We start from the raw sequence: 23,777 nt of genomic DNA on the forward strand, positions 1-23,777 counted from the left end.
AATCCCCCCTAAATTTTATGATTATAATATACCTTGAGATATTTCATGTTTTTAACTTCATCATATCCATCTTCGACAAAATCGGCTTTTCTTATATTGATATCAACACCAGTATCTAAACGGAATTTGCTAGTAATTTTTCTCGTATGTCTCTCTATAAAGCGAGAAGATAATTCAAAGTTATCTATCGGGTTCAAGCCATTATTTACTTCAAACTCTTCTTTAAACTTCTCATACCTTTTCTTATCTTCATTGTTGCTGATCACGGTATTCACAAAATTTTCCTTGTTAAATGACTCATTATCTTTTACATACTCATAAGACTTCATTTGAAATTCGAGTATTTCTTCAGGGGTTTTATTTAATTCATTAGTAAAAATGTTTTTTACAAAATCTTCATTTATTTTCATAAGTTTTCGGGTTTGGAATTCATTATCTTGAGATAAACGCACATTTAAGAAATTAGATTCCCAATATTTCGCAACACCTTTTCCTGTGTTTGCCAGCGAATCAATAATATAAACTTTATTACCTTCTTTTTGATCATCTACTATTAAACAGCCTTTTTCCATTTTTGTTAGGCTAATTCCTTTATCATAGGTAAAGGCAAAGCTCCCATTTTCTTTTTTGATTTTCAGAAATGTATCCTTATTCTCTAATTTGAATAAACCTATTACTCTACTAGTCAAGCTGCTATTACTAAAATAAACCATATAAAAATCACCAGATTTTATATTGGGATGATCTGATTTGTTATAAAGACGTTTTGCAATATTGATTGATTGTTCATAGAAGTTTTCTTTATCTTTAAATATCTTACTTGTAAAATGATATACTTCGTTTAATTCTATATCACTATCATGATAAAAATGATATAACTCTTTATCTTTAAATACTTGCAAAAAATATCTTTCCAATATCGCTCTCAAATTAGGATCTGTTACACGATCTTCCTCTTGCGATAATTGGTATCCCTCTCCTCTAACTTTATTTCCAATTTGATGAATTACAATCTTGTCAAGAAAAAGTTCATCCAAATCAATCATTTAATATCCTCCCATACTCCTCTATCTTCATTTAACATATTTGCTTTTTTAATCGCACCTTAAAAAAATCTAAACTATATCTTTCTGATATATTATCTTAATCATAGTTTTGATACTTTATTATATTTTATGATTTTCAATAATTTCCCATGCACTCATAATCTATTTAATTATTATCATTAGCGAATTCTGAGGAACTACTACCAGTTACTTCAGCTATTCCTCAATCATTTTTTTAACTTTTTATACTCACTTAATTTCCTCCCTTCTATCTACTTACTCACTAATTAATTCCCTCTAAAATTTTTAATTATAAATTTCTTAACTATAGTATATCTAAATAAAGTAACAATGTCAGCATAAGGAAAAACAGCAGTAAATTTCTGTTGGTCCAACTTTATTAGATTTAATTTTCAAGAGTTTTTGATTTCATAAATAACACTATCCTTCAAATATTTTTTTCTATCGATTCTAAAACCTATTGGACCTTCATCATCCTCAATCATTTCGAGTGGATCGGCATAACCATAAATAAGTTCTCCATTTAATGCCCATTCTTCTATATCTGTTTTTAATTTCTGCATATCAATTAAATCATCAATAAGTATATCAATAAAATACCCTCTAACTTTTTCTTTATCTTCATCAGTTATTTCAGAAAATCTATTTTCTTTTCTAAGTTCATATTCAGTGATAATAACTCTCTTGTCATAAATACTCTTAGGAACTTCATCATCCGACCATCCCATAAGAGCTTTATTTAAATTAATCCAATCATAATCAATCATTGTTTTACGATTACTATTATACTGATTGTTAAGTTGTACTGACCTGAATTCAATAATTTCTTCTACAAAATCTAATCGATATGTTCTATTTTTATTTCCACCTCTTAATTTCTTATAGTATATAGATATATCTTTTCCCTCGTCTTCTTTTTTATCATAAAACTGTTTAACATAACTACGCCATGTTTCTTCGCTTATCAAATGGTCATTTTTATCTTTTCCTTCAAATGTGTAATTAAATTTATAATCTATTAAATCTAATATTTCATTTTTGCTCAAATAAATTTCACTTTCGACTTTTTCATCCATATTATCTACTCCTCTCATACTAATTATATTACACCCTAAATAGAATAGAAATAACGATAAATAATCCAACAAACAGTCGATTTAAAAGGTATTAAAATAAATAACGAATTATATTATAGTGAGTTCAAGGCTGAAGAAATACTGATAAAAGCCTACAAAAAAATGAAAGGAGGAGATTATCTTGCGTTATCAAATTAATCACCCAAACTTAGACGTTCAAAAATGGTCAAATGTTGATGTTGCAAATCTCGATAACCTTATCAAAGAGCTTCCGTATGATGAAGTTATGTTTCGAACTAGTATTAATTCATTAGAATCTAACAATGAACTTAAGGTCTTAAATCTAGGCGGATTTCGAATTGAGATTGAAAATTCCGCTGAAATTGATTCCACTATTAAAACTCTTAAGGAATCACTGAGAACACGAACTGACAAAAAATAATTTAAAAGAAAGAGGTTTTGCACTATGCCGATTACAAATGCATGGGTTTTCACAGAAACTAAGTTCAAAGCAGATGAGTTTTTAACAAACACACAAAACATTTACAGATTGGTCTCCCAACGACCATATATAAGTAAAAAAGAGCCAAATGAAAAAGGCGTCACACTAACTTTATCAATTACTAAAGACAATACTGATTACGGCTTGGATAAGAAAACTGGGATTAAAAGAGACAATAATATCCTAAATACCTTTGACGTGACCGTCTTAAATGGTAAAGAACATATCAATGTTAACAAAGGCGAATATGTACGTTTAATCGATTTCATTCATGAAAAATCCTTTGTTATCGGCTTTGATTTAATACTTCGATTTAGAGACGTGGAAAAAATCAATGTTCAAACAAAGTAAATTAAGGACACAAAGACAACAAAACGGGATTTTCATATATAGCACATCCTTTATGCTTGTTGTGATAATTTTTATTGTAAATTTTATTGACTCCCAACTTAAGTTGGGAGTTGTTTTCAGAAAACACGTTAACGAGTTATTTATCGAATTTCTGCTAGTAATAATTTCGATTCAAATAGCTACATGGCTTATTCGTAATAAGGCTAATAAAGGCATAAAACACGCTATACACCATTATCTTACCGTACTAAAACTAAGAAAGTCGTTGTTAGATGCTAATTACTTCAACAAAAGATTTTACTTCAATACCGAAATAGCAGACCTACCGAAAATTAAATTGCAATTTAACGCCGACTTTTCAAAGGCTACATTGTTCATTGAAAACATAAATATTAACAAAGATATTGGCGATGTAAGAATTTCTTTCGCATTAAATCATTTCATTGTAGACAGAGCCTATTTATCGAATGATGAAAACTACCATATTTTTGAGATATATGATAGTAACATTGTTCAACAACTTAAATTTAGTGACTTTCTGGAATTGAAAAGACTAACTACACAAGTAGATGATTACACATTGATTATTGATAAATCTATATCAATCTCTTTATACGGAACTTTGCTTGTCGGGCAAACTGGTTCAGGTAAAACATATGCACTTTACTCGCTAATTCTTCAAATGCTAGCTAAAAACGTGCATTATAACATTTACTTTGCTGACCCTAAAAATTCAAGCCTTGCTGTACTCGGTGAAAGAATTTCAGCGAAAAGCACTGCTACTAGTATGGAAGACATTATTAGGTTACTGCAAAACTTCAATGAAATTATGGAAGATAGAAAAGCCAATATCAAGGATAAACTTAACGCAAAATTGGAAGCAACTTATGCTGACTTTCAATATGAACCTTATATTTTTATATTTGATGAATTCGCTAGTTTTCAAAGTGTTTTACAGACGATGGAAAAGAAAAAACGTGATGAAGTCATGATGCTGCTGTCACAGGTTGTTTTACAAGGTAGACAATTAGGATTTTTCTTATGGATTGTCATGCAAAAATCGGATGCTACCTTATTGCCAACTAATTTACGTGAAAACCTTCCTGTAAAGTTCGTGCTTGGTAATGCGGAAAAGCAAACTTATACAACTTCTTTTGGTACTGGAATAGATATACCAGAGAAAAATTTCACATTAGGTCAAGGTGTCTTTACTTGTCCAATCTTAGCTAACACACCGAAGATTTGTCACTTTAGTTATTTAGACTTTGACATATTAGAAGCTGTGACCCACTTAAAAAAAACGGGGGTTTTGTAGAAACCCCCGTTCCACCAGATAAAAAGGTCGTTACTAACGTTAGTATATCAACGTTTCTAGGCTAAAAAGGAGTGATTCACTTGTTAGATGTTCAAGTCGATGAGTTTACACTAGTTCTACAATCAACAAAGAGACCTTCTTTTGTCGAAGGTTGGGAAGGTACAGCAATTAGTATCATTAAAGAATTTGTTGAATTATCAGAGCTAGAAGTAGTATTAGGTAATCTGAAAGAAGCGACATATTCATTACCGCAGGGTTATTCAAATGGTTTTGTTTTCGAAGAAGCACCGTACTATTTTGCAATTGCTTATCATGCCGATGTTTTACAGATGGGTGTTTGTATAAAATTTTCTGCATACGCATGGATGGAATACAGAAAGCAATATGAATCATTATTTTCCACCCCGATACAGATTCATCAGTTTTTAGCAAACATCAATGCTAGTACATTGTATACCTCAAGACTATCTCGTATTGATATTGCAATCGACTTTATCAATGAGAAAGTCAATGTAAATACGATTTATAATCAACTTTCAAAAAAGAATCAAATCGCTAGAATGGCTACAGGAAGAAGAAATATTTCGACTTTGTCAGCCATCACAAAAAACAATATTACATCAACCTTTTATCTAGGTTCTAAGGGTAAAAATATTAAAGGCTTTTTAAGGGTCTATGATAAGAAAAAAGAACAAGTTGAAACGATGGGTATTCGTTATGATGAGGCTATCCATTATAACGACTGGGTGCGCTTTGAAGCGGTCTATAAAGGTTCTTATGCCCATGATTTATCGGACAAGCTACAAACTATAAGTAATGATATAGAACTAAAAGATTTACTTGTTTCAGCTTTAACTGATCGCTATCAATTTTATTATGCTAAATCGAATAGACTAACGACTTACACTAAAAAAATGCTTGATTTGCTTAATCAAAGAAATTTTATGTTTAGTTCCCCTTCTCCACGAATGAACCTGTTAGAACAATCACAGAAGCATATTTTAAATGGGTCTGGATTATTTCCCTACTTATTTAAGGTTTGGAGGATTTGGGGAGATGAGGGGCTAAAGAAGTGTTTAGCATTTCTTTACGATGAATTTGAGAACTATGAGCCTAATGATGATGTCATATTCTGGTTGAAAAAGTACTCTGTATTATATACAAATCAAGGTTACCCATTCAAATAATAGATTAAAAAAGGAGACGATGCCTTTATGAGCATTAATATGATTTCAAAAGATTACCCATACCTTTTAAACAGAGAACAAGCATCCCGTTTTCTAGGAGTAGACCCTAAATCCTTTGATAAATATATACGACCGCACAGTGATCTTTACCGTTTCATGATTGGTGGACAAGAACGGTACACAATAAAATGGTTAATACAATTTATTGAAACACACTCGGCTTAATTTATCGACAGTTGATAAGATGCTAGGTTCGGAATACAATATAGTCGTATTCAACTAGCATTCTATCGACTATTTTTATGAAGGGAATTGATAGCATGGCTAGTATTATTCAAAGAGGGAAATCATATAGGGCTCAAGTTTCTTTATACAAACAAGGCAAGCATAAAAAACTTTCCAAAACTTTTTCAACAAAGAAAGAAGCAGAACTTTGGGCGTTAGAAATGGAATTAGCAAAAGGAGAAGGTAAAGAGCTTGCACACAGAACAACAACCTTTGCGGACTTCTTCGAGAATTGGATTTATCTTGTAAAAGTAAATGACGTGAGAGAAACTACATTTCAAAATTACGTTCGTACTTTAGGGGTTATTCGAAACTTATTTCTGGATATCCAATTAAAAGATTTAAACGATATTGTTGTTCAGAAGAAGATAAATGAGTATGCCAAGACACATTCTCGAAAAACAACACATGAGGTTCTTCTTAAAATCAAAACATCATTACGTGATGCATATGCTCGTGGTTATATTGCTAATGATTTTGCTCGTTTGGTGAAAACACGTGGGGAAAACCCACCCAAGCGAAACAAAGCTTTGTCTATTAAAGACCTTAAAATGCTTCGTAATTATGTTTTACAGCACCCAGAAGATGAATTTAACTTACTTGTCTTACTCGCATTAGAAACGGGTATGCGACGAGGTGAATTATTAGCTATTCGACCAGAAAATTTATACGAGTACGGAATTAAGGTTAGGCACTCAATCAGCCCCACTTCCGATGATACTTCACTAAAAACACAAAATGCAAAACGTGATGTTTCTATCAACAGAGAAGTATATGAGCTTATCCGTAACATTCCCGTTAAAGAGAATGGTTATATTTTTGGCTTTGGTGGCTTTAAACAATCAGAACTTTTAGCTGAATTATTAACGAAATTAAACATTAAAAAAACAACATTCCACGGCTTAAGAGATACGCACGCATCATTTTTATTTTCACAAGATATAGATATTGCGTATGTATCAAAACGATTAGGTCATATCAACATTCAAACAACTCAAAACTACTATCTTGAATTGATGCCAGAAAAAAAGCACCAGCAAGATGCTGATGCTTTAAATCTGTTAAGTTCTTTATGAGGTTCAAGCTGATTTGAACCAACTTGAACCAAAAAACTTTTGTAAACGTTGATACAATAAAGAATTGATTAACGTTTTGAGAACTGAGGTGCACGACGAGCGCCTTTAAGACCGTATTTTTTACGTTCTTTCATACGAGCGTCACGAGTAAGTAAACCTGCACCTTTTAATGCTGGACGGTATTCTGGGTCAGCTTGAAGTAACGCACGAGCGATACCGTGGCGGATTGCGCCAGCTTGACCAGTGTAACCTCCACCGTGAACGTTTACTAATACATCGTATTTTCCGATTGTTTCTGTTTCTTCTAAAGGTTGAACAACTAATTCCTTCACTGCTTTTAATGGGAAGTAGTCGTCAAATTCGCGACCGTTTACGATCATTTTTCCATCGCCAGGTACTAAACGTACACGAGCAGTTGAGCTTTTACGACGTCCTGTACCGTAATATTGTACTGTAGACAATACAAGTCCCTCCTTCTAATTAACCACGAAGTTCGTAAACTTCTGGTTTTTGTGCTTGATGTTTATGATCCGAACCAACATACACATGTAATTTTTTACCTTGTTCGCGTCCAAGTGTGTTTTTCGGTAACATTCCTTTTACAGCTGTTTCAATTAAACGCTCTGGGAATTTTGCAAGCATTTCTTTTGCCGTAGTTTCTTTTAAACCACCTGCATAACCAGTGTGACGGTAGTATACTTTATCATTCCACTTATTACCTGTTAATTGAATTTTTTCAGCGTTGATGACAATTACGAAGTCACCAGTGTCAATATGTGGTGTAAATGTAGGTTTATTTTTACCACGTAAAATAGAAGCAACCTCACTAGCTAGACGACCAAGAGTTTGACCTTCAGCGTCTACTACGTACCATTTACGTTCCACTTCGTTTGCTTTAGCCATATATGTTGTACGCATAAATATTTACCTCCTTAATCAGAAAAAATATCCAAAATCAAATTCGATCTATCTCAATAAACCATAAGTTTCCGGGGCTTAGTGGTTTAAAGAATACCACTACATATAATATAACAGTCAAAATCCAATGTCAAGAAAATGTTACACACGGTTGAGTTGTTTTACATTATTTTTTTACTTATACATTACTTCTTCTAAGTAAAGCCCGTGACTAGGGGATGTTACGCCTGCAAGGCGTCGATCACCTGATGAAAGAGCCTTCTCTACTTCTGCTAGTCCCCGTTTGTTTGCGCCTACTTCTAATAACGTTCCCACTAAAATACGAACCATATTATATAAAAATCCATTTCCAGTAAAGCGAAAGACGAGTTCATCCCGCTCTTCCATTATATCAATCGTATAAATCGTCCGTACTTTATCAGTGACTGTCGTATTGGCAGCACAAAAAGCAGAAAAGTCGTGTGTCCCGACTAATTGTTTTGCCGCTTCTTTCATCTGTTCTATCGCTAGTGGATACGGATAGTAATACGCATAATACCTGCGAAACACATCTGGATATGCTCGCATGATACGATATTGATACGCCTTTTTCACAACATCAAAACGCGCGTGAAAGTCGTTCGGCACTTGTTCTACTTGACGAATGTATATATCATCATCTGTTAACGCATTGAGTGCTTTTTGCCATTTTTCAGGTGCAATGGCTAAAGGGGAATCAAAATGAAACACTTGTCCGATAGCATGCACCCCTTGATCGGTTCTTCCAGAAGCGACGATGAGCGGCATCGATTGCTTGTGCATTTTATCGATGGCAGCTTGAATCACACCTTGTACAGTTCGTCCTTCAGGTTGTATTTGATATCCGTGAAAATACGTTCCGTCATAACTTACGATACACTTATATCGATTCATCTTCATCGCCTCACTACGACCGTACGAAGTAAAGAGCGACCGATAAAAGAAGAATGACGACGAGTGACATCGTTTCTTTCCCTTTCCACGATAATTCTCTTAACTTTGTCCGTCCTTCTCCACCACGATATCCTCTTGCTTCCATCGCAAACGCTAAATCTTCTGCACGTTTAAATGCATTGATGAATAACGGAATGAGCAATGGTACGATGGACTGTAATCGTTCTTTTATCGTTCCATTTGTAAATTTAGCTCCCCGGGCACTTTGCGCTTTAATAATTTTTTCTGTCTCTTGCATTAACGTTGGAATAAACCGTAATGAAATAGACATCATTAACGCAAGTTCATGAACTGGTAACGATAATTTTTTTAATGGACCTAATAAACTTTCCATCCCGTCGGTAATTTCAATTGGTGTGGTCGTCAAGGTTAACAACGTCGTAACGACAATTAAAAAGAAAAAGCGACAGGCGATAAAAATCCCTTGGGTTACCCCGCCTTTATGGATGTCTAACGGTCCAATAGAAACTAAAACAGGACCTGTTTTTGTCATAAAAATATGCAATAAAAACGTAAATAAAATAATCCATAATACCGGTTTTAAGCCACGATAAATAAAACTAAATGGCACTTTCGATAAAATAATTGTGAGCGCAGTAAACGCACCGAGAATCGTATATCCTATCCAGTTATTCGCTAAAAAAACGACCATGACAAATAAAAAAACAGCCATTAGTTTTGCACGTGAATCCAATCGATGAATGACGGAATTCCCTGGAACGTATTGACCTAATATGATTTGCATGAGGCACCTTGTCCTTTCTGCCAAATCGAATAAACAGCTTCAGTTAACTCTTCTAACGTCAACGGCCATTTTGTCACTGGAACGTTGTACTTTTCACACAATTGCTTAAAAATGCGAATCGTTGCTGGAACAGCGATACCTGCTTCTTGTAGCTTTTCACTTTGTTGAAAAATTTCTTTTGGTGTCCCTTCAATATGTACAGAACCTTGATGCATGACAATAATCCGTTCTGCATATCGAGCAGCATCTGCCATATTGTGCGTGACTAACACAGTCGTTAATCCACGTTCTTTATGAAGTTCATAAAACATGTCCATCATTTCTTGCTGTCCTTTCGGATCGAGCCCGGCAGTCGGTTCATCGAGCACAATGACATTTGGTTCCATTGCGAGCACCCCAGCAATGGCAACCCGGCGCATTTGCCCACCACTTAATTCAAATGGCGAACGCTGTAAAAAACTATTGTTTAACCCGACTTGTTTTAAAATAGTCGGAAGCTTTTCTTTTACTGCTTCTACTGACGCACCAAAATTGACTGGACCGTAACAAATATCTTTTTCAATCGTTTCTTCAAACAACTGATGTTCTGGATATTGAAAAACCATCCCGACGTTTTTCCGCACATCGTATAACTCTTTCGATTTCGTTTTAGCCGTAATTGTTTTTTCTCCCATTTGAATCGATCCAGACGTCGGTTTTAATAACCCATTGAGATGTTGGATTAACGTGGACTTTCCAGAGCCTGTATGCCCGATAATTGCGACATATTCTCCAGATGCAATCGACAAATTGACATTTTGCAATGCAACGCGTTCAAATGGTGAGTTCGGCTGATAAATATGATTTAATTGCTCGATTTTAATGTCCATATCGCGTTCACCAACTCTTCTTCTGTCACATATTTTTCAGGCAATGGCATGCCTTTTTCTTGTAGCTGTTCGCTTAACAACACCGAAAAAGGTAAAGCTAGTCCGATGGACGGTAAATTTAGTGGCCGTTCAAAAATTTCTCTCGGTGTTCCTTCTGCAAGTTTTTTTCCTTTATTCATCACAATCATCCGGTCCGCATGGATGACTTCTTCTAAGTCATGTGTGATCGAAATAACAGAAATGTTTTCTTGCTTTTGAAGGAGTCGAACGGTTTCCATTACTTCTTTCCGTCCGATAGGGTCTAACATCGATGTCGATTCATCTAAAATAATGACAGATGGTTTCATTGCTAAAATACCAGCAATCGCTACCCGTTGTTTTTGTCCCCCTGAGAGACGATGTGGCTCTTGATCTAAAAATGCGGACATTTTCACTTTTTCAAGACTATCTGCTATCCGTCGTTTCATTTCTTCTCGTTCGATGCCGATATTTTCTAAACCAAAAGCAACATCATCCCGCACCGTCGTTCCAACGAATTGGTTATCTGGATTTTGAAATACCATCCCGACACGTCGACGAATTTCCCAAATTTCTTCTTCTTTATTCGTTTCGAATCCTTCGACACGAATCACACCTGAGGAAGGCAACAATAACCCATTTAATAATTTCGCCAGTGTTGATTTCCCGGAACCATTATGCCCGACAATAGCTAGCCATTCTCCTTTTTTGACAGAAAAGTTCACATCTTGTAATGCATACGGTCCCTCTTCCCCATATCGAAACGATACGCGTTCTACTTGGATGATTTTTTTCATTTCCCATCCCCCTCGCCTTTGTTCTTCTATGATTGCGCAACCATTCATTCCATTCGCACGCTGTTTTCTTTGAAGTAAAGCATTATTTTGTTGAAAAAGCGAGAGGTACGACTCCATCTCACCACTATCTATTTCTCTTTCTCGACAGTTTATTTCCAAGGAAATAAAAGATTGTCGAATTGCCAATCCGTCTGCTAGTTGCTCAGATTGATTTTGTAGAAAATAAAAAAAGGGCACAGAACTGCATCCTAAATGCTGTCCCGCCCCTTTTACGTTGCTTGAAGATTATACTAATTCAATGATTACCATAGGTGCACCATCACCGCGGCGAGGACCTAATTTTAGAATACGAGTATATCCGCCTTGACGCTCGTCATAACGAGGTGCAATGTCACTGAATAGTTTTTGGATTGCATCTTGTGTTTTACCTTCGTCGTTAACATTAGCTACTTCTTTACGAACAAAAGAAGCCACTTGACGGCGAGCATGTAAATCACCACGTTTACCTAAAGTGATCATTTTATCCATTACACGACGTAATTCCTTCGCTTTCGCTTCGGTTGTTTCGATACGTTCGTTAATGATTAAATCTGTCACAAGGTCACGTAGTAACGCTTTACGTTGTGAACTTGTTCTGCCTAATTTTGCGTATGCCATAAGGATTCCCTCCTTTTGTATTAGTCTTCTTCACGTAATCCTAGACCAAGTTCATTTAATTTAAAACGAACTTCATCCATTGATTTTTTCCCTAGATTACGCACTTTCATCATATCGTCTTCCGACTTTTGGGTTAATTCTTGAACAGTATTAATCCCAGCACGTTTTAAACAGTTGTAAGAACGAACAGAAAGATCAAGTTCTTCAATTGTCATTTCAAGAACTTTTTCTTTTTGGTCTTCTTCTTTTTCAACCATGATGGTTGTTGTTTTCGCTTCTTCAGTTAAGTTAACGAAAATGTTAAGGTGTTCTGTTAGAATTTTAGCTGCTAGTGAAACTGCTTCATCTGGACGAATGCTACCATTAGTCCAAACATCAAGCGTTAACTTATCAAAGTTTGTGTTTTGACCAACACGTGTGTTTTCCACTTGGTATGTCACACGAGAAATAGGTGTGTAAATAGAGTCAATTGGAATTACACCAATTGGTTGCTCATCACTTTTATTTCCTTCTGCTGGTACATAACCGCGCCCACGTTTAGCAGTCAATTTCATGTGCAGGTGAGCACCTTTTGCTAACGTTGCAATATGAAGATCTGGGTTTAAAATTTCAACATCGCTATCATGTGTAATATCCGCTGCTGTTACTACCCCTTCATCAGACACATCAATCTCTAATGTTTTTTCTTCATCTGAGTAGATTTTCATTGCTAACTTTTTCAAGTTTAAAATGATCATCGTTACATCTTCTACAACGCCTTCAATTGTAGAAAATTCGTGCAATACACCATCAATGTGCACTGATGTCACTGCAGCACCTGGGAGAGATGATAGAAGGATACGACGTAAGGAGTTCCCTAGTGTAGTACCATATCCCCGTTCCAGTGGTTCTACAACAAACTTCCCATAAGTGGCATCATTACTTAACTCAACCGTTTCAATTCTTGGTTTTTCGATCTCAATCATTAAAATTAAACCCTCCTTCAAAACGTCGAAACCCCGGTTAGGCTTCTTTGGAAGTCTAACCGAAATTCCCGATAAGACAGTTGTCGGGCCATGCCTGCTTTATAGAAAAGCAGTGTTACTTTTCCATTATAGACAGAAACCTTATTAGTATACAGTCAAACCGTAATTATACACGACGACGTTTTGGTGGACGGCAACCGTTATGTGGAACAGGAGTTACGTCACGAATCGCTGTTACTTCAAGACCAGTTGCTTGAAGTGCACGAATCGCAGCCTCACGACCTCCACCAGGACCTTTAACTGTTACTTCTACAGTTTTCATTCCGTTTTCCATTGCTGTTTTTGCAGTTGTTTCTGCAGCCATTTGTGCAGCGAATGGAGTAGCTTTACGAGAACCTTTGAAGCCTAGTGCACCAGCACTTGACCAAGAAATAACGTTACCATGTACGTCTGAAATTGTTACAATCGTGTTGTTAAATGTTGAACGAATATGGGCAATACCAGATTCGATATTTTTTTTCACGCGACGTTTACGTGAAACTGTTTTACGCTTTGCCATAGTTTAAAGAACCTCCTTCTTTCATTATTTTTTCTTGTTCGCAATAGTACGACGAGGACCTTTACGTGTGCGAGCATTGTTTTTCGTATTTTGACCACGAACTGGTAAACCACGACGGTGGCGGATACCACGGTAACTTCCAATTTCCATTAAACGTTTGACGTTTAAAGAAATTTCACGACGTAAGTCACCTTCTACTTTGTATGCGTCAATAATTTCACGAATTTTGTTTAATTCTTCTTCTGTTAAGTCACGAACGCGAGTGTCCTCAGAAACGCCAGCTTTCGCTAAAATTTCTTGTGAAGTCGGACGTCCGATTCCATAAATGTATGTTAAAGAAATCACTACACGTTTATCACGTGGAATGTCTACACCTGCAATACGAGCCATAAGTAGTGCACCTCCTTATTTCTTAGCCTTGTCTTTGTTTATGCTTAGGATTTTCGCAAATGATCATTACTTTTCCTTTACGACGAATTACTTTACATTTTTCACAAATCGGTTTAACCGATGGTTTAACCTTCATTTTTCCTAACCTCCTTAAAATGTACGGAGTATTGTTTTATTTATAGCGATACGTAATACGACCGCGTGATAAGTCATACGGAGACAATTCTACAGTTACTTTATCGCCAGGTAAAATGCGAATAAAGTGCATGCGAATTTTACCTGATACATGAGCTAAAACGACGTGGCCATTTTCTAGCTCTACTTTAAACATTGCATTTGGTAAAGTGTCAATGACGGTGCCCTCTAGTTCAATTACATCTTCTTTCGCCAAAGATTTGCTCTCCCTTCTTACATTCATTTAAAATCTGACGCTTATCATTACCCTATTACAGCCGCTTGTAACCACCCGAAGGTGAGTTTTATGCAACGCGAGCTGGGAGCTGTATTCCTAAAACATCTGATAACCCGATCATGAATTAGGGACACTAACATATAAGCGCCATTTCCTGCAAATCGTTACTGCCTTTGTTCTACATTGTAGCCGAATTTTCCTTGACAAAAACACGATTGTTCTCAAAAAAACATTATATCTTTTTCGGCATAAAATTACACCTTTTTTCTTTTGTTTTTTTGGGCAGGTCATTTGCTTTGAATGGATTTTGTCATTCTTTTCATTCAAAAACCAACTTGATTATTCGCCAAGTAGACGATAAACATCTTCTGTTACAGTTTGAATGTCTTGGTTCCCATTAATGGCACGAAGGTATCCTTTTTCTTGATAAAAATCAAGTAAAGGTTGTTGTTGAGAAGCATTCACTTCTAACCGTTTCGCTACTGTTTCAGGTTTATCATCATCACGTTGGATCAGCGCTGCTTGGTCTTTATCACAGACGCCTTCTTCTTTTGGTGGATTAAACATAACATGGTATGTTGCACCGCAAACTGGACATACACGACGACCTGTTAAACGTTCCATTAAATCGTTCGTATCAACATCGATATTAATCACATGATTAATTGTACGATTTAAATCATTCATAATGGTTTCTAACGCTTCTGCTTGAGCAACTGTACGAGGAAACCCATCCAATAAAAAGCCATTTTGACAATCATCTTTAGCTAATCGCTCGCGTACAATACCGATTGTTACTTCATCGGGAACAAGTTCACCAGCATCCATAAATGATTTTGCTTTTTCACCAAGTGGTGTACCTTCTTTCATTGCTGCTCGAAACATATCGCCAGTTGAAATATGAGGGATGCCATATTTTTCAACAATTTTTTCGGCTTGTGTACCTTTACCGGCACCAGGAAGCCCCATTAATACTAGATTCATCGAATCCCCCCTGAATTCATAAACAGATTGGAAAAAAGAACGGTGGAAAGGAAACATCCAACCCACTTTTCTCTTTTCTACTACTTACTTAATAAAACCACGATAATGACGTTTTACAAGTTGGCTTTCAATTGTTTTCATCGTTTCAAGTGCTACGCCGATGACAATTAGCAAACTCGTACCACCAATTTGAATGGAGGTAGGAAGCTTTGCAATCGCTGAAAAGAAGACAGGTATAATCGCAACTACGGCTAAGAAGATTGAGCCCACAGGCGTTAACCGAAGTAATACTTTTGTTACATAATTTTGTGTCTCTTTACCTGGACGATATCCCGGTATATAGCCACCTTGTTTTTTCAAGTTATCTGCCATTTGCTCTGGATTCACTTGAACAAACGTATAGAAATATGTGAACAAAATAATTAACGTCACATAAATCACCATTCCGACTGGTTTTGTATAATCAAATGTTTCAATAATCCATGTTGTTACATTGTTCTGTCCAAAAAACTGAGCAATCGTTGGTGGAGTTACTAAGAAACTAATTGCAAAGATTACTGGAATAACCCCTGCAGCGTTTACTTTTAACGGTAAGAATGTTGATTGTCCACCGTATGTTTTTTCACCGACAACGCGCTTTGCATATTGAACTGGAATTTTCCGTAATCCTTGTTGGATAAAAATAACCCCAACAATGATCGCTAAAATAGCTAAGAAAATTAATAACACGGTAACAATTTGAACAAAAAGCTGATCGTGATTTCCATCAAAGTACTTAGCGTATATTTGAACAAGACCATTTGGAATTGCAGCTACAATCCCTGCAAAAATGATAATCGAAATACCGTTTCCGACACCATGTGCAGTAATTTGTTCTCCAAGCCACATTAAAAACGCTGTACCTGCCGTTAAGATTAATCCAATGTATAGATAGGTCATAACAGAGTCATTTTCAATTAGACCTGGATACATATTGTTGAAGCCAAAGCTCATTCCAATTGCTTGAATAAATCCTAAAATAATTGTGAAGTAGCGTGTTGTCTGATTTAATTTTCGACGCCCTACTTCCCCTTGTTTTGCCCATTCACTAAACTTAGGCACTACATCCATTTGCAATAATTGCATGATAATGGATGCGGTGATGTAAGGCATAATGCCCATTGCAAAAATCGAGAAGTTCGCTAGTGCACCCCCACCAAATGTATTGAGGACTCCAAAAACTCCGAGTTCATCCTGAATTTTTAAAAGATCTCGATTTACATTTGGTACAGGAATATGAACTCCAATTCGAAAGACAATGAGCATTAATAGTGTAAAGAGCACTTTCCGGCGAATATCACTTGCGCGCATGATATTGGAGATGGTTTGAAACATTAGATCACCTCAGCTGTTCCGCCAGCTGCTTCGATAGCTTCTTTTGCAGACGCTGAAAACTTATTTGCTTTCACCGCTAATTTTACTTCTAATTTTCCGTTACCTAAGATTTTCACACCGTCTTTTTCGTTACTTACTACACCATTTTCAATTAATAAAGCAGGTGTAACTTCCGTACCTTCTGCGAAACAGTTTAATTGTTCCACATTAACAACGGCATATTCTTTACGGAATGGATTATAGAATCCACGTTTTGGTAAACGACGGTATAAAGGAGTTTGACCCCCTTCAAAACCTGGACGAACGCCACCGCCTGAACGCGATTTTTGACCTTTTTGTCCACGACCGCTTGTTTTACCGTTTCCAGTTGCGATTCCACGACCTACACGATTACGAGTATGACGAGCACCTTCTGTAGCTTTTAATTCGTGAAGTTTCATGTTGGCACCTCCCTGTTTATAAACTTTTTTGATTAAGCGTCAATTTCTTTAACTGTTACTAAGTGAGATACTTTATTCACCATTCCACGCATTGCTGCGTTGTCTTCTTTCACGACTGTTTGATGTAATTTACGTAACCCTAGTGCTTCAACAGTTTGACGTTGATCTCCCGGACGACCAATTAAACTGCGTGTGAGGGTAATTTCTAATTTTTTAGCCATTGTATGTCCCTCCTTATCCTAACAGTTCTTCTACAGTCTTACCGCGAAGTTTCGCAACCTCTTCGATTGTTTGTAATGATTGTAAACCAGTGAGAGTTGCACGGATCATGTTGATTGGTGTGTTAGAACCGTATGATTTAGATAAAATATCACCGATACCAGCAAGTTCTAATACCGCACGTACAGGACCACCAGCGATAACTCCAGTACCTTCGATAGCTGGTTTTAAAAGAACTTCTCCAGCTCCGAATTCACCAACGGTTTCATGAGGAATTGTAGTTCCTACCATTGGTACTTCAATTAAGTTTTTCTTCGCATCTTCAATTGCTTTACGAATAGCTTCTGGTACTTCTTGTGCTTTACCTGTACCGAAACCAACGTGACCGTTTTTATCACCGACAACAACTAATGCAGCAAAGCGGAAACGACGACCACCTTTTACTACTTTTGCTACGCGGTTAACCGTAACAACACGTTCTTCTAATTCTAACTTATTAGAATCAATACGACGCATTCAGTGTCCCTCCTTTTTTAATTAGAATTTTAAGCCAGCTTCACGAGCAGCTTCTGCTAATGCTTTTACACGGCCATGATATAAGTATCCACCGCGGTCAAATACTACTGATTCTACACCTTTTTCCATTGCACGTTTTGCAACTAATTCGCCAACTTTTGTAGCAGCTTCGATGTTTCCACCGTTTTGAAGTGCAAGATCTTTATCTAAAGTTGAAGCACTTGCTAACGTTACGCCGTTTTCATCATCAATGACTTGAACGGAAATATGTTGGTTTGAACGGAAAACGTTTAAACGTGGACGTTCAGCAGTACCAGATAATTTACCACGAACACGAGCATGTCTTTTCTTACGTACCACATTTTTATCTGGTTTCGTAATCATAACACGTCACTCCTTTCCTTTAACTACCGGCCTTATTTACCAGTTTTACCTTCTTTACGACGTACATATTCACCTTCATAACGAATACCTTTACCTTTGTAAGGCTCTGGTGGGCGAACGGCACGAATGTTTGCAGCAAGCGCACCTACACGCTCTTTGCTAATTCCTTTTACAATTACTTTTGTATTTTCAGGAACTTCGATTTCGATACCTTTTTCTGGTTCGAACTCAACTGGGTGAGAGTAACCAACGTTAAGTACTAATTTCGTACCTTGTTTTTGTGCACGGTAACCAACACCTGTGATTTCTAATGCTTTCGCAAATCCAGCAGAAACACCTTCTACCATGTTTGAGATTAAGCTACGTGTTGTTCCGTGTAATGAACGATGCTCTTTGCTGTCTGTTGGACGAGCAACAAGAATTTCTTTTTCATTAATTGTAATTTCCATATCGGGATGGAAAGAACGAGTTAATTCACCTTTAGGTCCTTTAACAGTGATTTCTGTACTGTTCTTTGTCACTGTTACACCGTTTGGGATTTCAATTGGTTTTAAACCGATACGAGACATTATTGTGCACCTCCGTTCTCTTTTAAATAAATTACCATACGTATGCTAAAATTTCGCCGCCAACTTGTTTTTGACGTGCTTCACGATCTGTCATGATACCTTGAGAAGTAGAAACGATCGCAATACCGATACCGTTTAACACGCGTGGAACTTCGTTTGCTTTTGCGTAAACACGAAGACCTGGTTTAGAAATACGTTTTAAACCTGTGATTACACGCTCGTTATTTTGACCATATTTTAAGAAGATTCGGATGATACCTTGCTTGTTATCTTCCACGAATTCTACATCGCGTACGAAACCTTCTTGTTTTAAAATGTTAGCAACCTCTTTTTTAATATTAGATGCAGGAACTTCTAATTTCTCATGGCGAACCATATTCGCGTTACGAATACGAGTAAGCATGTCTGCAATAGGGTCTGTCATCACCATAAGGGAATACCTCCTTCCTTAGTTGAACTGTATTACCAGCTTGCTTTTTTCACGCCAGGAATTTGTCCTTTGTAAGCAAGTTCACGGAAACAAATACGGCATAATTTAAATTTACGTATAACTGAATGTGGGCGTCCACAACGTTCGCAACGTGTATATTCCCGCACTTTAAACTTTTGGGTGCGTTGTTGTTTGGCGATCATCGATTTCTTTGCCACGACTGTCCCTCCTTTATGCCTTTATTCACATTATTTTTTAAATGGCATTCCGATTAACGTTAATAATTCACGAGCTTCTTCATCTGTGTTAGCAGTTGTAACTACAACGATATCCATACCACGAACTTTTGTTACTTTATCGTAATCAATTTCAGGGAAAATTAATTGTTCACGAATCCCTAAAGTGTAGTTTCCACGTCCGTCAAATGCCTTTTTAGAAACACCGCGGAAGTCACGTACACGTGGAAGAGATACAGAAATTAATTTATCTAAGAATTCATACATACGATCTGCACGAAGTGTTACTTTCGCACCGATAGGCATACCTTCACGTAATTTGAATCCTGCGATTGATTTTTTCGCACGAGTAATTAATGGTTTTTGACCAGTAATTAATGCAAGCTCTTCTACTGCTGCATCAAGTGCTTTAGAGTTTGTAACCGCGTCACCGATACCCATGTTGACAACGATTTTTTCGATTTTAGGTACTTCCATGATTGAGCTATAGTTGAATTTTTCCATGAGTGCTGGAATAATTTCTTTTTGATAACGATTTTTAAGACGATTCATCAGTGGACCTCCTTTCACCAAATACTAATTACTTATCTAACGTTTCGCCAGATTTCTTCGCTACACGAACTTTTTTATCGTCCACTACTTGGTAACCAACGCGTGTTGGCTCTCCAGTTTTCGGATCGATTGGCATAACATTCGAAACGTGAATTGCAGCTTCTGTTTCGATAATGCCACCTTGTGGGTTAACTTGAGAAGGTTTCGCGTGTTTTTTCACGATGTTTACACCTTCAACGACTACACGATCTTTTTTAGGAAATGCTTCTAGAATAATACCTTGTTTTCCTTTATCTTTCCCAGAAATAACCATGACTTTATCGCCTTTTTTTACATGCATCTGTCTTTGGCACCTCCTTGAAAAGGCTACTTTTTATTTTCTATTAAAGAACTTCAGGAGCTAATGAAATAATTTTCATGAAGTCTTTATCACGAAGCTCACGAGCAACAGGTCCGAAAATACGTGTACCACGTGGGCTTTTGTCATCACGAATGATTACAGCAGCGTTTTCATCGAATTTAATATAAGAACCGTCCGCACGACGTACTCCACTTTTAGTACGAACAACTACCGCTTTAACAACGTCACCTTTTTTGACAACGCCTCCTGGTGTTGCTTGTTTTACCGTACACACGATAATATCACCGATGTTCGCTGTTTTACGACCAGAACCGCCAAGCACTTTAATTGTTAATACTTCACGAGCTCCAGAGTTGTCAGCAACTTTTAAACGAGTTTCTTGTTGGATCATTGAAAGAAACCTCCTTTCAAATTCACATCAAAATGACGTATTTGGTTAAATGATAACTGCTTCTTCAACAATTTCCACTAAACGGAAACGTTTGTCTTTTGAAAGCGGGCGAGTTTCCATAATACGAACGATATCGCCGATTTTCGCTTGATTTTGCTCATCATGAGCTTTATATTTTTTTGAAACCTTTACACGTTTACCGTATAAAGAATGTTTTTTGTAAGTCTCAACAACGACTGTAATGGTTTTATCCATTTTGTCTGAAACAACACGGCCAGTTAAAACTTTACGTTGGTTGCGTTCGCTCATTCGCACGAAACCTCCTTTTTAATTATTTCGAAACATTAATTTCTCTTTCACGTAAGATCGTTTTCATACGAGCAATACCTTTACGAACTTCACGAATTCGAGCTGGGTTTTCTAATTGACCAGTTGCCAATTGAAAACGAAGGTTAAATAACTCTTCTTTCAAAGATTTTACTTTTTGCTCGATTTCGCCAGTGGTTAAGTCACGAATTTCATTAGCCTTCATTTGATTCACCACCAACTTCTTCACGTTTTACGAACTTAGTTTTAATTGGAAGCTTGTGAGCTGCAAGACGTAACGCTTCGCGAGCTACCTCTTCTGGCACACCAGCAATTTCAAACATGATTTTACCAGGTTTTACTACAGCTACCCATCCTTCAGGAGCCCCTTTACCAGAACCCATGCGGACTTCTAGAGGTTTTGCTGTGTAAGGTTTATGTGGGAAAATTTTAATCCAAACTTTACCGCCACGTTTCATATAACGAGTCATTGCAATACGAGAAGCTTCGATTTGACGGCTTGTAATCCAAGAAGATTCTACTGCTTGTAGTCCGTATTCACCGAATGCAACTTCTGTGCCACCTTTCGCACGACCACGCATTTTTCCACGATGTTCACGACGGTATTTTACACGTTTAGGCATTAACATAATTATTTTCCTCCTTCCTTTTTGTTGTTACCTTTCGTTGGAAGGACTTCTCCACGGTAAATCCATACTTTTACGCCAATTTTACCATAAGTAGTATCAGCTTCAGCTGTACCGTAGTCGATGTCAGCGCGAAGTGTATGAAGTGGAACTGTTCCCTCACTATAAGATTCACTACGTGCGATATCAGCGCCACCTAAGCGACCAGAAACTTCCGTTTTAATACCTTGTGCTCCTGCGCGCATAGAACGTTGAATCACTTGTTTCATAGCACGACGGAAAGATACACGATTTTCTAATTGACGTGCAACGTTTTCCGCTACTAATTTAGCATCTAAATCAGGACGTTTGATTTCTAAAATGTTGATATGAACGCGTTTGCCTGTTAATTCATTAAGAGATTTACGAAGCGCTTCTACTTCAGAACCGCCTTTACCGATTACCATACCAGGCTTAGCTGTTGAAATTGTAATGTTAACACGATTTGAAGCACGTTCGATTTCAACTTTTGAAACTGATGCTGTTTTTAAACGTTTTTCAATATATTCACGAATTTTTAAATCTTCATGAAGAAGATCTGCATAATCTTTACCAGCGAACCATCTTGACTCCCAATCACGAATAAATCCGACACGAAGTCCAATTGGATTAACTTTTTGACCCACGCATTATCCCTCCTTTTTTTCAGTTACCACTAATGTTACGTGGCTTGTGCGTTTGTTAATTTGGCTTGCACGTCCTTGTGCACGTGGACGGAAACGTTTTAACGTTGGACCTTCATTTACGTATGCTTCAACAACTACTAAGTTGTTTACATCCATATCATAGTTGTGCTCTGCGTTTGCGATTGCAGAATTTAATACTTTTTCCACAACCGGTGAAGCAGACTTAGGGGTATGACGTAAAATTGCGATTGCTTCTCCTACTTGTTTACCGCGAATTAAATCAACGACAAGACGAACTTTACGAGGAGCAATGCGAACATTTTTTGCGACTGCTTTCGCTTGCATAGAAAGTACCTCCTCTCAATTAGCGTTTTGTTTTCTTATCATCACCAGCATGGCTTTTGTACGTACGAGTTGGTGCGAATTCACCAAATTTATGGCCTACCATATCTTCCGTAACATATACTGGCACATGTTTACGACCATCATAAACAGCGATTGTGTGTCCGATGAATTCTGGGAAAATTGTTGAACGACGAGACCAAGTTTTGATCACACGTTTTTCATTCTTTTCATTTAATACTTCCACTTTCTTGATTAAATGATCATCAACAAAAGGTCCTTTTTTTAAGCTGCGACCCATGTAGAAACCTCCCTTCGTGACTCTACTACGGTTCCTGTGAACCGTAGTACAATCCCGTTATTTTTTACGACGACGAATGATGTATTTATCCGTATCTTTGTTTTTCTTACGTGTTTTGTAACCAAGTGTTGGTTTACCCCAAGGTGTTAATGGAGACTTACGTCCGATTGGAGCACGACCTTCACCACCACCGTGTGGATGGTCATTAGGGTTCATAACAGATCCACGAACTGTAGGACGAACGCCTAACCAACGAGAACGACCTGCTTTACCAACATTGATAAGTTCATGTTCGATGTTACCTACTTGACCGATAGATGCGCGGCATGCAGATAATACCATGCGAACTTCACCAGAAGCTAAACGTACGATAACGTATTTACCTTCTTTACCAAGAAGTTGTGCTTCTGTTCCTGCAGAACGAACTAATTGTCCGCCTTTACCAGGTTTTAATTCGACGTTGTGGATAACTGTACCCACTGGAATATTTGCTAGTGGTAATGCATTACCTAATTTGATATCTGCATTTTCACCTGACATAACTTCCATACCAACTTTTAAACCTTTTGGCGCTAAGATGTAACGTTTTTCACCATCGGCATAGTTGATTAAAGCGATATTTGCAGAACGGTTTGGATCATATTCAATTGTAGCAACGCGTCCTGGTATTCCATCTTTGTTACGTTTAAAATCGATTACACGATATTGACGTTTGTGTCCACCACCTTGGTGACGAACAGTAATACGGCCTTGGTTGTTACGACCAGCTTTTTTGCTTAATGGTTGTAACAATGTTTTTTCTGGTTTGTCCGTTGTAATTTCAGCGAAATCTAACGTTGACATATTACGACGACCATTTGTTGTAGCTTTATACTTTTTAATCGCCACGATGTTTCCCT

At 37.0% G+C, this 23,777-nt stretch carries 39 protein-coding genes; 6 read left to right on the top strand and 33 right to left on the bottom strand.

Annotated features, from left to right (window positions below; all coding sequences use genetic code 11):
- Positions 1-8: 8 nt before the first annotated feature.
- Positions 9-1,046, bottom strand: coding sequence for a nucleoid-associated protein (locus tag BN1372_RS00255; protein WP_062196911.1), 1,038 nt, complete (start codon positions 1,044-1,046; stop codon positions 9-11).
- Between the two features lie 413 nt (positions 1,047-1,459).
- Positions 1,460-2,143 carry a hypothetical protein gene (locus BN1372_RS00260; protein WP_062196912.1) on the bottom strand — a complete coding sequence of 228 codons (684 nt, stop codon included), beginning with the start codon at positions 2,141-2,143 and terminating at the stop codon, positions 1,460-1,462.
- 181 nt (positions 2,144-2,324) lie between these two features.
- On the opposite strand from BN1372_RS00260, the gene BN1372_RS00265 reads away from it, so the two are divergent.
- From BN1372_RS00265 to BN1372_RS00290, 6 genes are all read left to right on the top strand, one after another.
- Positions 2,325-2,585: a hypothetical protein gene (locus BN1372_RS00265; protein WP_062196913.1), complete on the top strand. Its 261-nt coding sequence runs from the start codon at positions 2,325-2,327 to the stop codon at positions 2,583-2,585.
- Between the two features lie 24 nt (positions 2,586-2,609).
- The gene (locus tag BN1372_RS00270; protein WP_062196914.1) at positions 2,610-2,996 is read left to right on the top strand and encodes a hypothetical protein; all 387 of its coding nucleotides are present in this window, start codon (positions 2,610-2,612) and stop codon (positions 2,994-2,996) included.
- A complete protein-coding gene (locus BN1372_RS00275; RefSeq protein WP_082418893.1) occupies positions 2,980-4,311 on the top strand; it encodes an FtsK/SpoIIIE domain-containing protein in 1,332 nt (443 codons plus the stop codon). Before BN1372_RS00270 ends, BN1372_RS00275 begins: the two co-directional genes overlap by 17 nt.
- Before the next feature lie 80 nt (positions 4,312-4,391).
- The gene (locus BN1372_RS00280; protein WP_222704661.1) at positions 4,392-5,498 is read left to right on the top strand and encodes a replication initiation factor domain-containing protein; all 1,107 of its coding nucleotides are present in this window, start codon (positions 4,392-4,394) and stop codon (positions 5,496-5,498) included.
- A 27-nt stretch (positions 5,499-5,525) separates the two neighbouring features.
- Positions 5,526-5,723, top strand: a complete 198-nt coding sequence (locus BN1372_RS00285) for a hypothetical protein (protein ID WP_062196916.1) — start codon at positions 5,526-5,528, stop codon at positions 5,721-5,723.
- A 95-nt stretch (positions 5,724-5,818) separates the two neighbouring features.
- Positions 5,819-6,859: a site-specific integrase gene (locus BN1372_RS00290; RefSeq protein ID WP_062196917.1), complete on the top strand. Its 1,041-nt coding sequence runs from the start codon at positions 5,819-5,821 to the stop codon at positions 6,857-6,859.
- A 68-nt stretch (positions 6,860-6,927) separates the two neighbouring features.
- Here BN1372_RS00290 and rpsI read toward each other — a convergent pair whose 3' ends face one another.
- From rpsI to rplB, 31 genes are all read right to left on the bottom strand, one after another.
- The gene (gene rpsI, locus BN1372_RS00295; RefSeq protein ID WP_062196918.1) at positions 6,928-7,320 is read right to left on the bottom strand and encodes a 30S ribosomal protein S9; all 393 of its coding nucleotides are present in this window, start codon (positions 7,318-7,320) and stop codon (positions 6,928-6,930) included.
- A 19-nt stretch (positions 7,321-7,339) separates the two neighbouring features.
- Entirely contained in the window at positions 7,340-7,777 is a 438-nt protein-coding gene (gene rplM / locus BN1372_RS00300; RefSeq protein WP_062196919.1) for a 50S ribosomal protein L13, read from the bottom strand.
- A 174-nt stretch (positions 7,778-7,951) separates the two neighbouring features.
- The gene (gene truA, locus BN1372_RS00305; RefSeq protein ID WP_062196920.1) at positions 7,952-8,689 is read right to left on the bottom strand and encodes a tRNA pseudouridine(38-40) synthase TruA; all 738 of its coding nucleotides are present in this window, start codon (positions 8,687-8,689) and stop codon (positions 7,952-7,954) included.
- Positions 8,690-8,702: 13 nt separating this feature from the next.
- Positions 8,703-9,494 (bottom strand): energy-coupling factor transporter transmembrane component T family protein, encoded by a 792-nt coding sequence (locus BN1372_RS00310; RefSeq protein ID WP_062196921.1) that lies wholly within the window; start codon positions 9,492-9,494, stop codon positions 8,703-8,705.
- On the bottom strand, positions 9,479-10,363 hold the full coding sequence (locus BN1372_RS00315) for an energy-coupling factor ABC transporter ATP-binding protein (RefSeq protein ID WP_062196922.1): 885 nt from the start codon (positions 10,361-10,363) through the stop codon (positions 9,479-9,481). The genes BN1372_RS00310 and BN1372_RS00315 overlap by 16 nt, the downstream gene beginning before the upstream one ends.
- Positions 10,339-11,178, bottom strand: coding sequence for an energy-coupling factor ABC transporter ATP-binding protein (locus BN1372_RS00320; protein ID WP_062196984.1), 840 nt, complete (start codon positions 11,176-11,178; stop codon positions 10,339-10,341). Before BN1372_RS00320 ends, BN1372_RS00315 begins: the two co-directional genes overlap by 25 nt.
- A gap of 285 nt (positions 11,179-11,463) precedes the next feature.
- Entirely contained in the window at positions 11,464-11,835 is a 372-nt protein-coding gene (rplQ, locus tag BN1372_RS00325) for a 50S ribosomal protein L17 (RefSeq protein ID WP_062196923.1), read from the bottom strand.
- 20 nt (positions 11,836-11,855) lie between these two features.
- A complete protein-coding gene (locus BN1372_RS00330) occupies positions 11,856-12,800 on the bottom strand; it encodes a DNA-directed RNA polymerase subunit alpha (RefSeq protein WP_062196924.1) in 945 nt (314 codons plus the stop codon).
- 166 nt (positions 12,801-12,966) lie between these two features.
- The gene (rpsK, locus tag BN1372_RS00335) at positions 12,967-13,359 is read right to left on the bottom strand and encodes a 30S ribosomal protein S11 (protein WP_062196925.1); all 393 of its coding nucleotides are present in this window, start codon (positions 13,357-13,359) and stop codon (positions 12,967-12,969) included.
- Between the two features lie 24 nt (positions 13,360-13,383).
- Positions 13,384-13,749 (bottom strand): 30S ribosomal protein S13, encoded by a 366-nt coding sequence (rpsM, locus tag BN1372_RS00340; protein WP_062196926.1) that lies wholly within the window; start codon positions 13,747-13,749, stop codon positions 13,384-13,386.
- A gap of 22 nt (positions 13,750-13,771) precedes the next feature.
- The gene (gene rpmJ, locus BN1372_RS00345; protein ID WP_062196927.1) at positions 13,772-13,885 is read right to left on the bottom strand and encodes a 50S ribosomal protein L36; all 114 of its coding nucleotides are present in this window, start codon (positions 13,883-13,885) and stop codon (positions 13,772-13,774) included.
- A gap of 36 nt (positions 13,886-13,921) precedes the next feature.
- A complete protein-coding gene (gene infA, locus BN1372_RS00350) occupies positions 13,922-14,140 on the bottom strand; it encodes a translation initiation factor IF-1 (RefSeq protein ID WP_062196928.1) in 219 nt (72 codons plus the stop codon).
- A 360-nt stretch (positions 14,141-14,500) separates the two neighbouring features.
- The gene (locus BN1372_RS00355; protein WP_062196929.1) at positions 14,501-15,145 is read right to left on the bottom strand and encodes an adenylate kinase; all 645 of its coding nucleotides are present in this window, start codon (positions 15,143-15,145) and stop codon (positions 14,501-14,503) included.
- Between the two features lie 84 nt (positions 15,146-15,229).
- Positions 15,230-16,519 (bottom strand): preprotein translocase subunit SecY, encoded by a 1,290-nt coding sequence (gene secY, locus BN1372_RS00360; protein WP_062196930.1) that lies wholly within the window; start codon positions 16,517-16,519, stop codon positions 15,230-15,232.
- Positions 16,519-16,959 carry a 50S ribosomal protein L15 gene (gene rplO, locus BN1372_RS00365; RefSeq protein ID WP_062196931.1) on the bottom strand — a complete coding sequence of 147 codons (441 nt, stop codon included), beginning with the start codon at positions 16,957-16,959 and terminating at the stop codon, positions 16,519-16,521. Before rplO ends, secY begins: the two co-directional genes overlap by 1 nt.
- A gap of 32 nt (positions 16,960-16,991) precedes the next feature.
- Entirely contained in the window at positions 16,992-17,180 is a 189-nt protein-coding gene (rpmD, locus tag BN1372_RS00370) for a 50S ribosomal protein L30 (protein WP_062196932.1), read from the bottom strand.
- 13 nt (positions 17,181-17,193) lie between these two features.
- Positions 17,194-17,694 (bottom strand): 30S ribosomal protein S5, encoded by a 501-nt coding sequence (gene rpsE, locus BN1372_RS00375; RefSeq protein ID WP_062196933.1) that lies wholly within the window; start codon positions 17,692-17,694, stop codon positions 17,194-17,196.
- Between the two features lie 21 nt (positions 17,695-17,715).
- Positions 17,716-18,078 (bottom strand): 50S ribosomal protein L18, encoded by a 363-nt coding sequence (gene rplR / locus BN1372_RS00380; RefSeq protein WP_062196934.1) that lies wholly within the window; start codon positions 18,076-18,078, stop codon positions 17,716-17,718.
- A gap of 32 nt (positions 18,079-18,110) precedes the next feature.
- Positions 18,111-18,647 (bottom strand): 50S ribosomal protein L6, encoded by a 537-nt coding sequence (rplF, locus tag BN1372_RS00385; protein WP_062196935.1) that lies wholly within the window; start codon positions 18,645-18,647, stop codon positions 18,111-18,113.
- A 31-nt stretch (positions 18,648-18,678) separates the two neighbouring features.
- A complete protein-coding gene (gene rpsH, locus BN1372_RS00390; protein ID WP_062196936.1) occupies positions 18,679-19,077 on the bottom strand; it encodes a 30S ribosomal protein S8 in 399 nt (132 codons plus the stop codon).
- A gap of 32 nt (positions 19,078-19,109) precedes the next feature.
- A complete protein-coding gene (rpsN, locus tag BN1372_RS00395; RefSeq protein ID WP_062196937.1) occupies positions 19,110-19,295 on the bottom strand; it encodes a 30S ribosomal protein S14 in 186 nt (61 codons plus the stop codon).
- A 30-nt stretch (positions 19,296-19,325) separates the two neighbouring features.
- Positions 19,326-19,865 carry a 50S ribosomal protein L5 gene (gene rplE / locus BN1372_RS00400; RefSeq protein ID WP_062196938.1) on the bottom strand — a complete coding sequence of 180 codons (540 nt, stop codon included), beginning with the start codon at positions 19,863-19,865 and terminating at the stop codon, positions 19,326-19,328.
- Between the two features lie 28 nt (positions 19,866-19,893).
- A complete protein-coding gene (gene rplX, locus BN1372_RS00405) occupies positions 19,894-20,205 on the bottom strand; it encodes a 50S ribosomal protein L24 (protein WP_062196939.1) in 312 nt (103 codons plus the stop codon).
- Between the two features lie 43 nt (positions 20,206-20,248).
- Positions 20,249-20,617, bottom strand: a complete 369-nt coding sequence (gene rplN / locus BN1372_RS00410) for a 50S ribosomal protein L14 (protein WP_062196940.1) — start codon at positions 20,615-20,617, stop codon at positions 20,249-20,251.
- A gap of 45 nt (positions 20,618-20,662) precedes the next feature.
- Positions 20,663-20,926, bottom strand: coding sequence for a 30S ribosomal protein S17 (gene rpsQ / locus BN1372_RS00415; RefSeq protein ID WP_062196941.1), 264 nt, complete (start codon positions 20,924-20,926; stop codon positions 20,663-20,665).
- A gap of 22 nt (positions 20,927-20,948) precedes the next feature.
- Positions 20,949-21,149 (bottom strand): 50S ribosomal protein L29, encoded by a 201-nt coding sequence (rpmC, locus tag BN1372_RS00420; RefSeq protein WP_062196942.1) that lies wholly within the window; start codon positions 21,147-21,149, stop codon positions 20,949-20,951.
- On the bottom strand, positions 21,139-21,573 hold the full coding sequence (gene rplP, locus BN1372_RS00425) for a 50S ribosomal protein L16 (protein ID WP_062196943.1): 435 nt from the start codon (positions 21,571-21,573) through the stop codon (positions 21,139-21,141). The genes rpmC and rplP overlap by 11 nt, the downstream gene beginning before the upstream one ends.
- A gap of 2 nt (positions 21,574-21,575) precedes the next feature.
- The gene (gene rpsC, locus BN1372_RS00430; protein WP_062196944.1) at positions 21,576-22,235 is read right to left on the bottom strand and encodes a 30S ribosomal protein S3; all 660 of its coding nucleotides are present in this window, start codon (positions 22,233-22,235) and stop codon (positions 21,576-21,578) included.
- Between the two features lie 3 nt (positions 22,236-22,238).
- On the bottom strand, positions 22,239-22,580 hold the full coding sequence (rplV, locus tag BN1372_RS00435) for a 50S ribosomal protein L22 (RefSeq protein WP_062196945.1): 342 nt from the start codon (positions 22,578-22,580) through the stop codon (positions 22,239-22,241).
- Positions 22,581-22,599: 19 nt separating this feature from the next.
- Entirely contained in the window at positions 22,600-22,878 is a 279-nt protein-coding gene (gene rpsS / locus BN1372_RS00440) for a 30S ribosomal protein S19 (RefSeq protein ID WP_062196946.1), read from the bottom strand.
- Between the two features lie 57 nt (positions 22,879-22,935).
- Positions 22,936-23,766: a 50S ribosomal protein L2 gene (rplB, locus tag BN1372_RS00445; RefSeq protein ID WP_062196947.1), complete on the bottom strand. Its 831-nt coding sequence runs from the start codon at positions 23,764-23,766 to the stop codon at positions 22,936-22,938.
- Positions 23,767-23,777: the final 11 nt, after the last annotated feature.

The sequence above is a fragment of the Massilibacterium senegalense genome (assembly GCF_001375675.1).
Lineage (GTDB): Bacteria > Bacillota > Bacilli > Bacillales > Massilibacteriaceae > Massilibacterium > Massilibacterium senegalense.

Bases quoted from the DNA above. Each gene is read 5' to 3' on its own strand.
- BN1372_RS00255 (WP_062196911.1), bottom strand. From the start codon at position 1,046: ATGATTGATTTGGATGAACTTTTTCTTGACAAGATTGTAATTCATCAA.
- BN1372_RS00260 (WP_062196912.1), bottom strand. From the start codon at position 2,143: ATGGATGAAAAAGTCGAAAGTGAAATTTATTTGAGCAAAAATGAAATA.
- BN1372_RS00270 (WP_062196914.1), top strand. From the start codon at position 2,610: ATGCCGATTACAAATGCATGGGTTTTCACAGAAACTAAGTTCAAAGCA.
- BN1372_RS00275 (WP_082418893.1), top strand. From the start codon at position 2,980: ATGTTCAAACAAAGTAAATTAAGGACACAAAGACAACAAAACGGGATT.
- BN1372_RS00285 (WP_062196916.1), top strand. From the start codon at position 5,526: ATGAGCATTAATATGATTTCAAAAGATTACCCATACCTTTTAAACAGA.
- BN1372_RS00290 (WP_062196917.1), top strand. From the start codon at position 5,819: ATGGCTAGTATTATTCAAAGAGGGAAATCATATAGGGCTCAAGTTTCT.
- rplM (WP_062196919.1), bottom strand. From the start codon at position 7,777: ATGCGTACAACATATATGGCTAAAGCAAACGAAGTGGAACGTAAATGG.
- truA (WP_062196920.1), bottom strand. From the start codon at position 8,689: ATGAATCGATATAAGTGTATCGTAAGTTATGACGGAACGTATTTTCAC.
- BN1372_RS00310 (WP_062196921.1), bottom strand. From the start codon at position 9,494: ATGCAAATCATATTAGGTCAATACGTTCCAGGGAATTCCGTCATTCAT.
- BN1372_RS00315 (WP_062196922.1), bottom strand. From the start codon at position 10,363: ATGGACATTAAAATCGAGCAATTAAATCATATTTATCAGCCGAACTCA.
- BN1372_RS00320 (WP_062196984.1), bottom strand. From the start codon at position 11,178: ATGAAAAAAATCATCCAAGTAGAACGCGTATCGTTTCGATATGGGGAA.
- rplQ (WP_062196923.1), bottom strand. From the start codon at position 11,835: ATGGCATACGCAAAATTAGGCAGAACAAGTTCACAACGTAAAGCGTTA.
- BN1372_RS00330 (WP_062196924.1), bottom strand. From the start codon at position 12,800: ATGATTGAGATCGAAAAACCAAGAATTGAAACGGTTGAGTTAAGTAAT.
- rpsK (WP_062196925.1), bottom strand. From the start codon at position 13,359: ATGGCAAAGCGTAAAACAGTTTCACGTAAACGTCGCGTGAAAAAAAAT.
- rpsM (WP_062196926.1), bottom strand. From the start codon at position 13,749: ATGGCTCGTATTGCAGGTGTAGACATTCCACGTGATAAACGTGTAGTG.
- rpmJ (WP_062196927.1), bottom strand. From the start codon at position 13,885: ATGAAGGTTAAACCATCGGTTAAACCGATTTGTGAAAAATGTAAAGTA.
- BN1372_RS00355 (WP_062196929.1), bottom strand. From the start codon at position 15,145: ATGAATCTAGTATTAATGGGGCTTCCTGGTGCCGGTAAAGGTACACAA.
- secY (WP_062196930.1), bottom strand. From the start codon at position 16,519: ATGTTTCAAACCATCTCCAATATCATGCGCGCAAGTGATATTCGCCGG.
- rplO (WP_062196931.1), bottom strand. From the start codon at position 16,959: ATGAAACTTCACGAATTAAAAGCTACAGAAGGTGCTCGTCATACTCGT.
- rpmD (WP_062196932.1), bottom strand. From the start codon at position 17,180: ATGGCTAAAAAATTAGAAATTACCCTCACACGCAGTTTAATTGGTCGT.
- rpsE (WP_062196933.1), bottom strand. From the start codon at position 17,694: ATGCGTCGTATTGATTCTAATAAGTTAGAATTAGAAGAACGTGTTGTT.
- rplR (WP_062196934.1), bottom strand. From the start codon at position 18,078: ATGATTACGAAACCAGATAAAAATGTGGTACGTAAGAAAAGACATGCT.
- rplF (WP_062196935.1), bottom strand. From the start codon at position 18,647: ATGTCTCGTATCGGTTTAAAACCAATTGAAATCCCAAACGGTGTAACA.
- rpsH (WP_062196936.1), bottom strand. From the start codon at position 19,077: ATGGTGATGACAGACCCTATTGCAGACATGCTTACTCGTATTCGTAAC.
- rplE (WP_062196938.1), bottom strand. From the start codon at position 19,865: ATGAATCGTCTTAAAAATCGTTATCAAAAAGAAATTATTCCAGCACTC.
- rplX (WP_062196939.1), bottom strand. From the start codon at position 20,205: ATGCATGTAAAAAAAGGCGATAAAGTCATGGTTATTTCTGGGAAAGAT.
- rplN (WP_062196940.1), bottom strand. From the start codon at position 20,617: ATGATCCAACAAGAAACTCGTTTAAAAGTTGCTGACAACTCTGGAGCT.
- rpsQ (WP_062196941.1), bottom strand. From the start codon at position 20,926: ATGAGCGAACGCAACCAACGTAAAGTTTTAACTGGCCGTGTTGTTTCA.
- rpmC (WP_062196942.1), bottom strand. From the start codon at position 21,149: ATGAAGGCTAATGAAATTCGTGACTTAACCACTGGCGAAATCGAGCAA.
- rplP (WP_062196943.1), bottom strand. From the start codon at position 21,573: ATGTTAATGCCTAAACGTGTAAAATACCGTCGTGAACATCGTGGAAAA.
- rplV (WP_062196945.1), bottom strand. From the start codon at position 22,580: ATGCAAGCGAAAGCAGTCGCAAAAAATGTTCGCATTGCTCCTCGTAAA.
- rpsS (WP_062196946.1), bottom strand. From the start codon at position 22,878: ATGGGTCGCAGCTTAAAAAAAGGACCTTTTGTTGATGATCATTTAATC.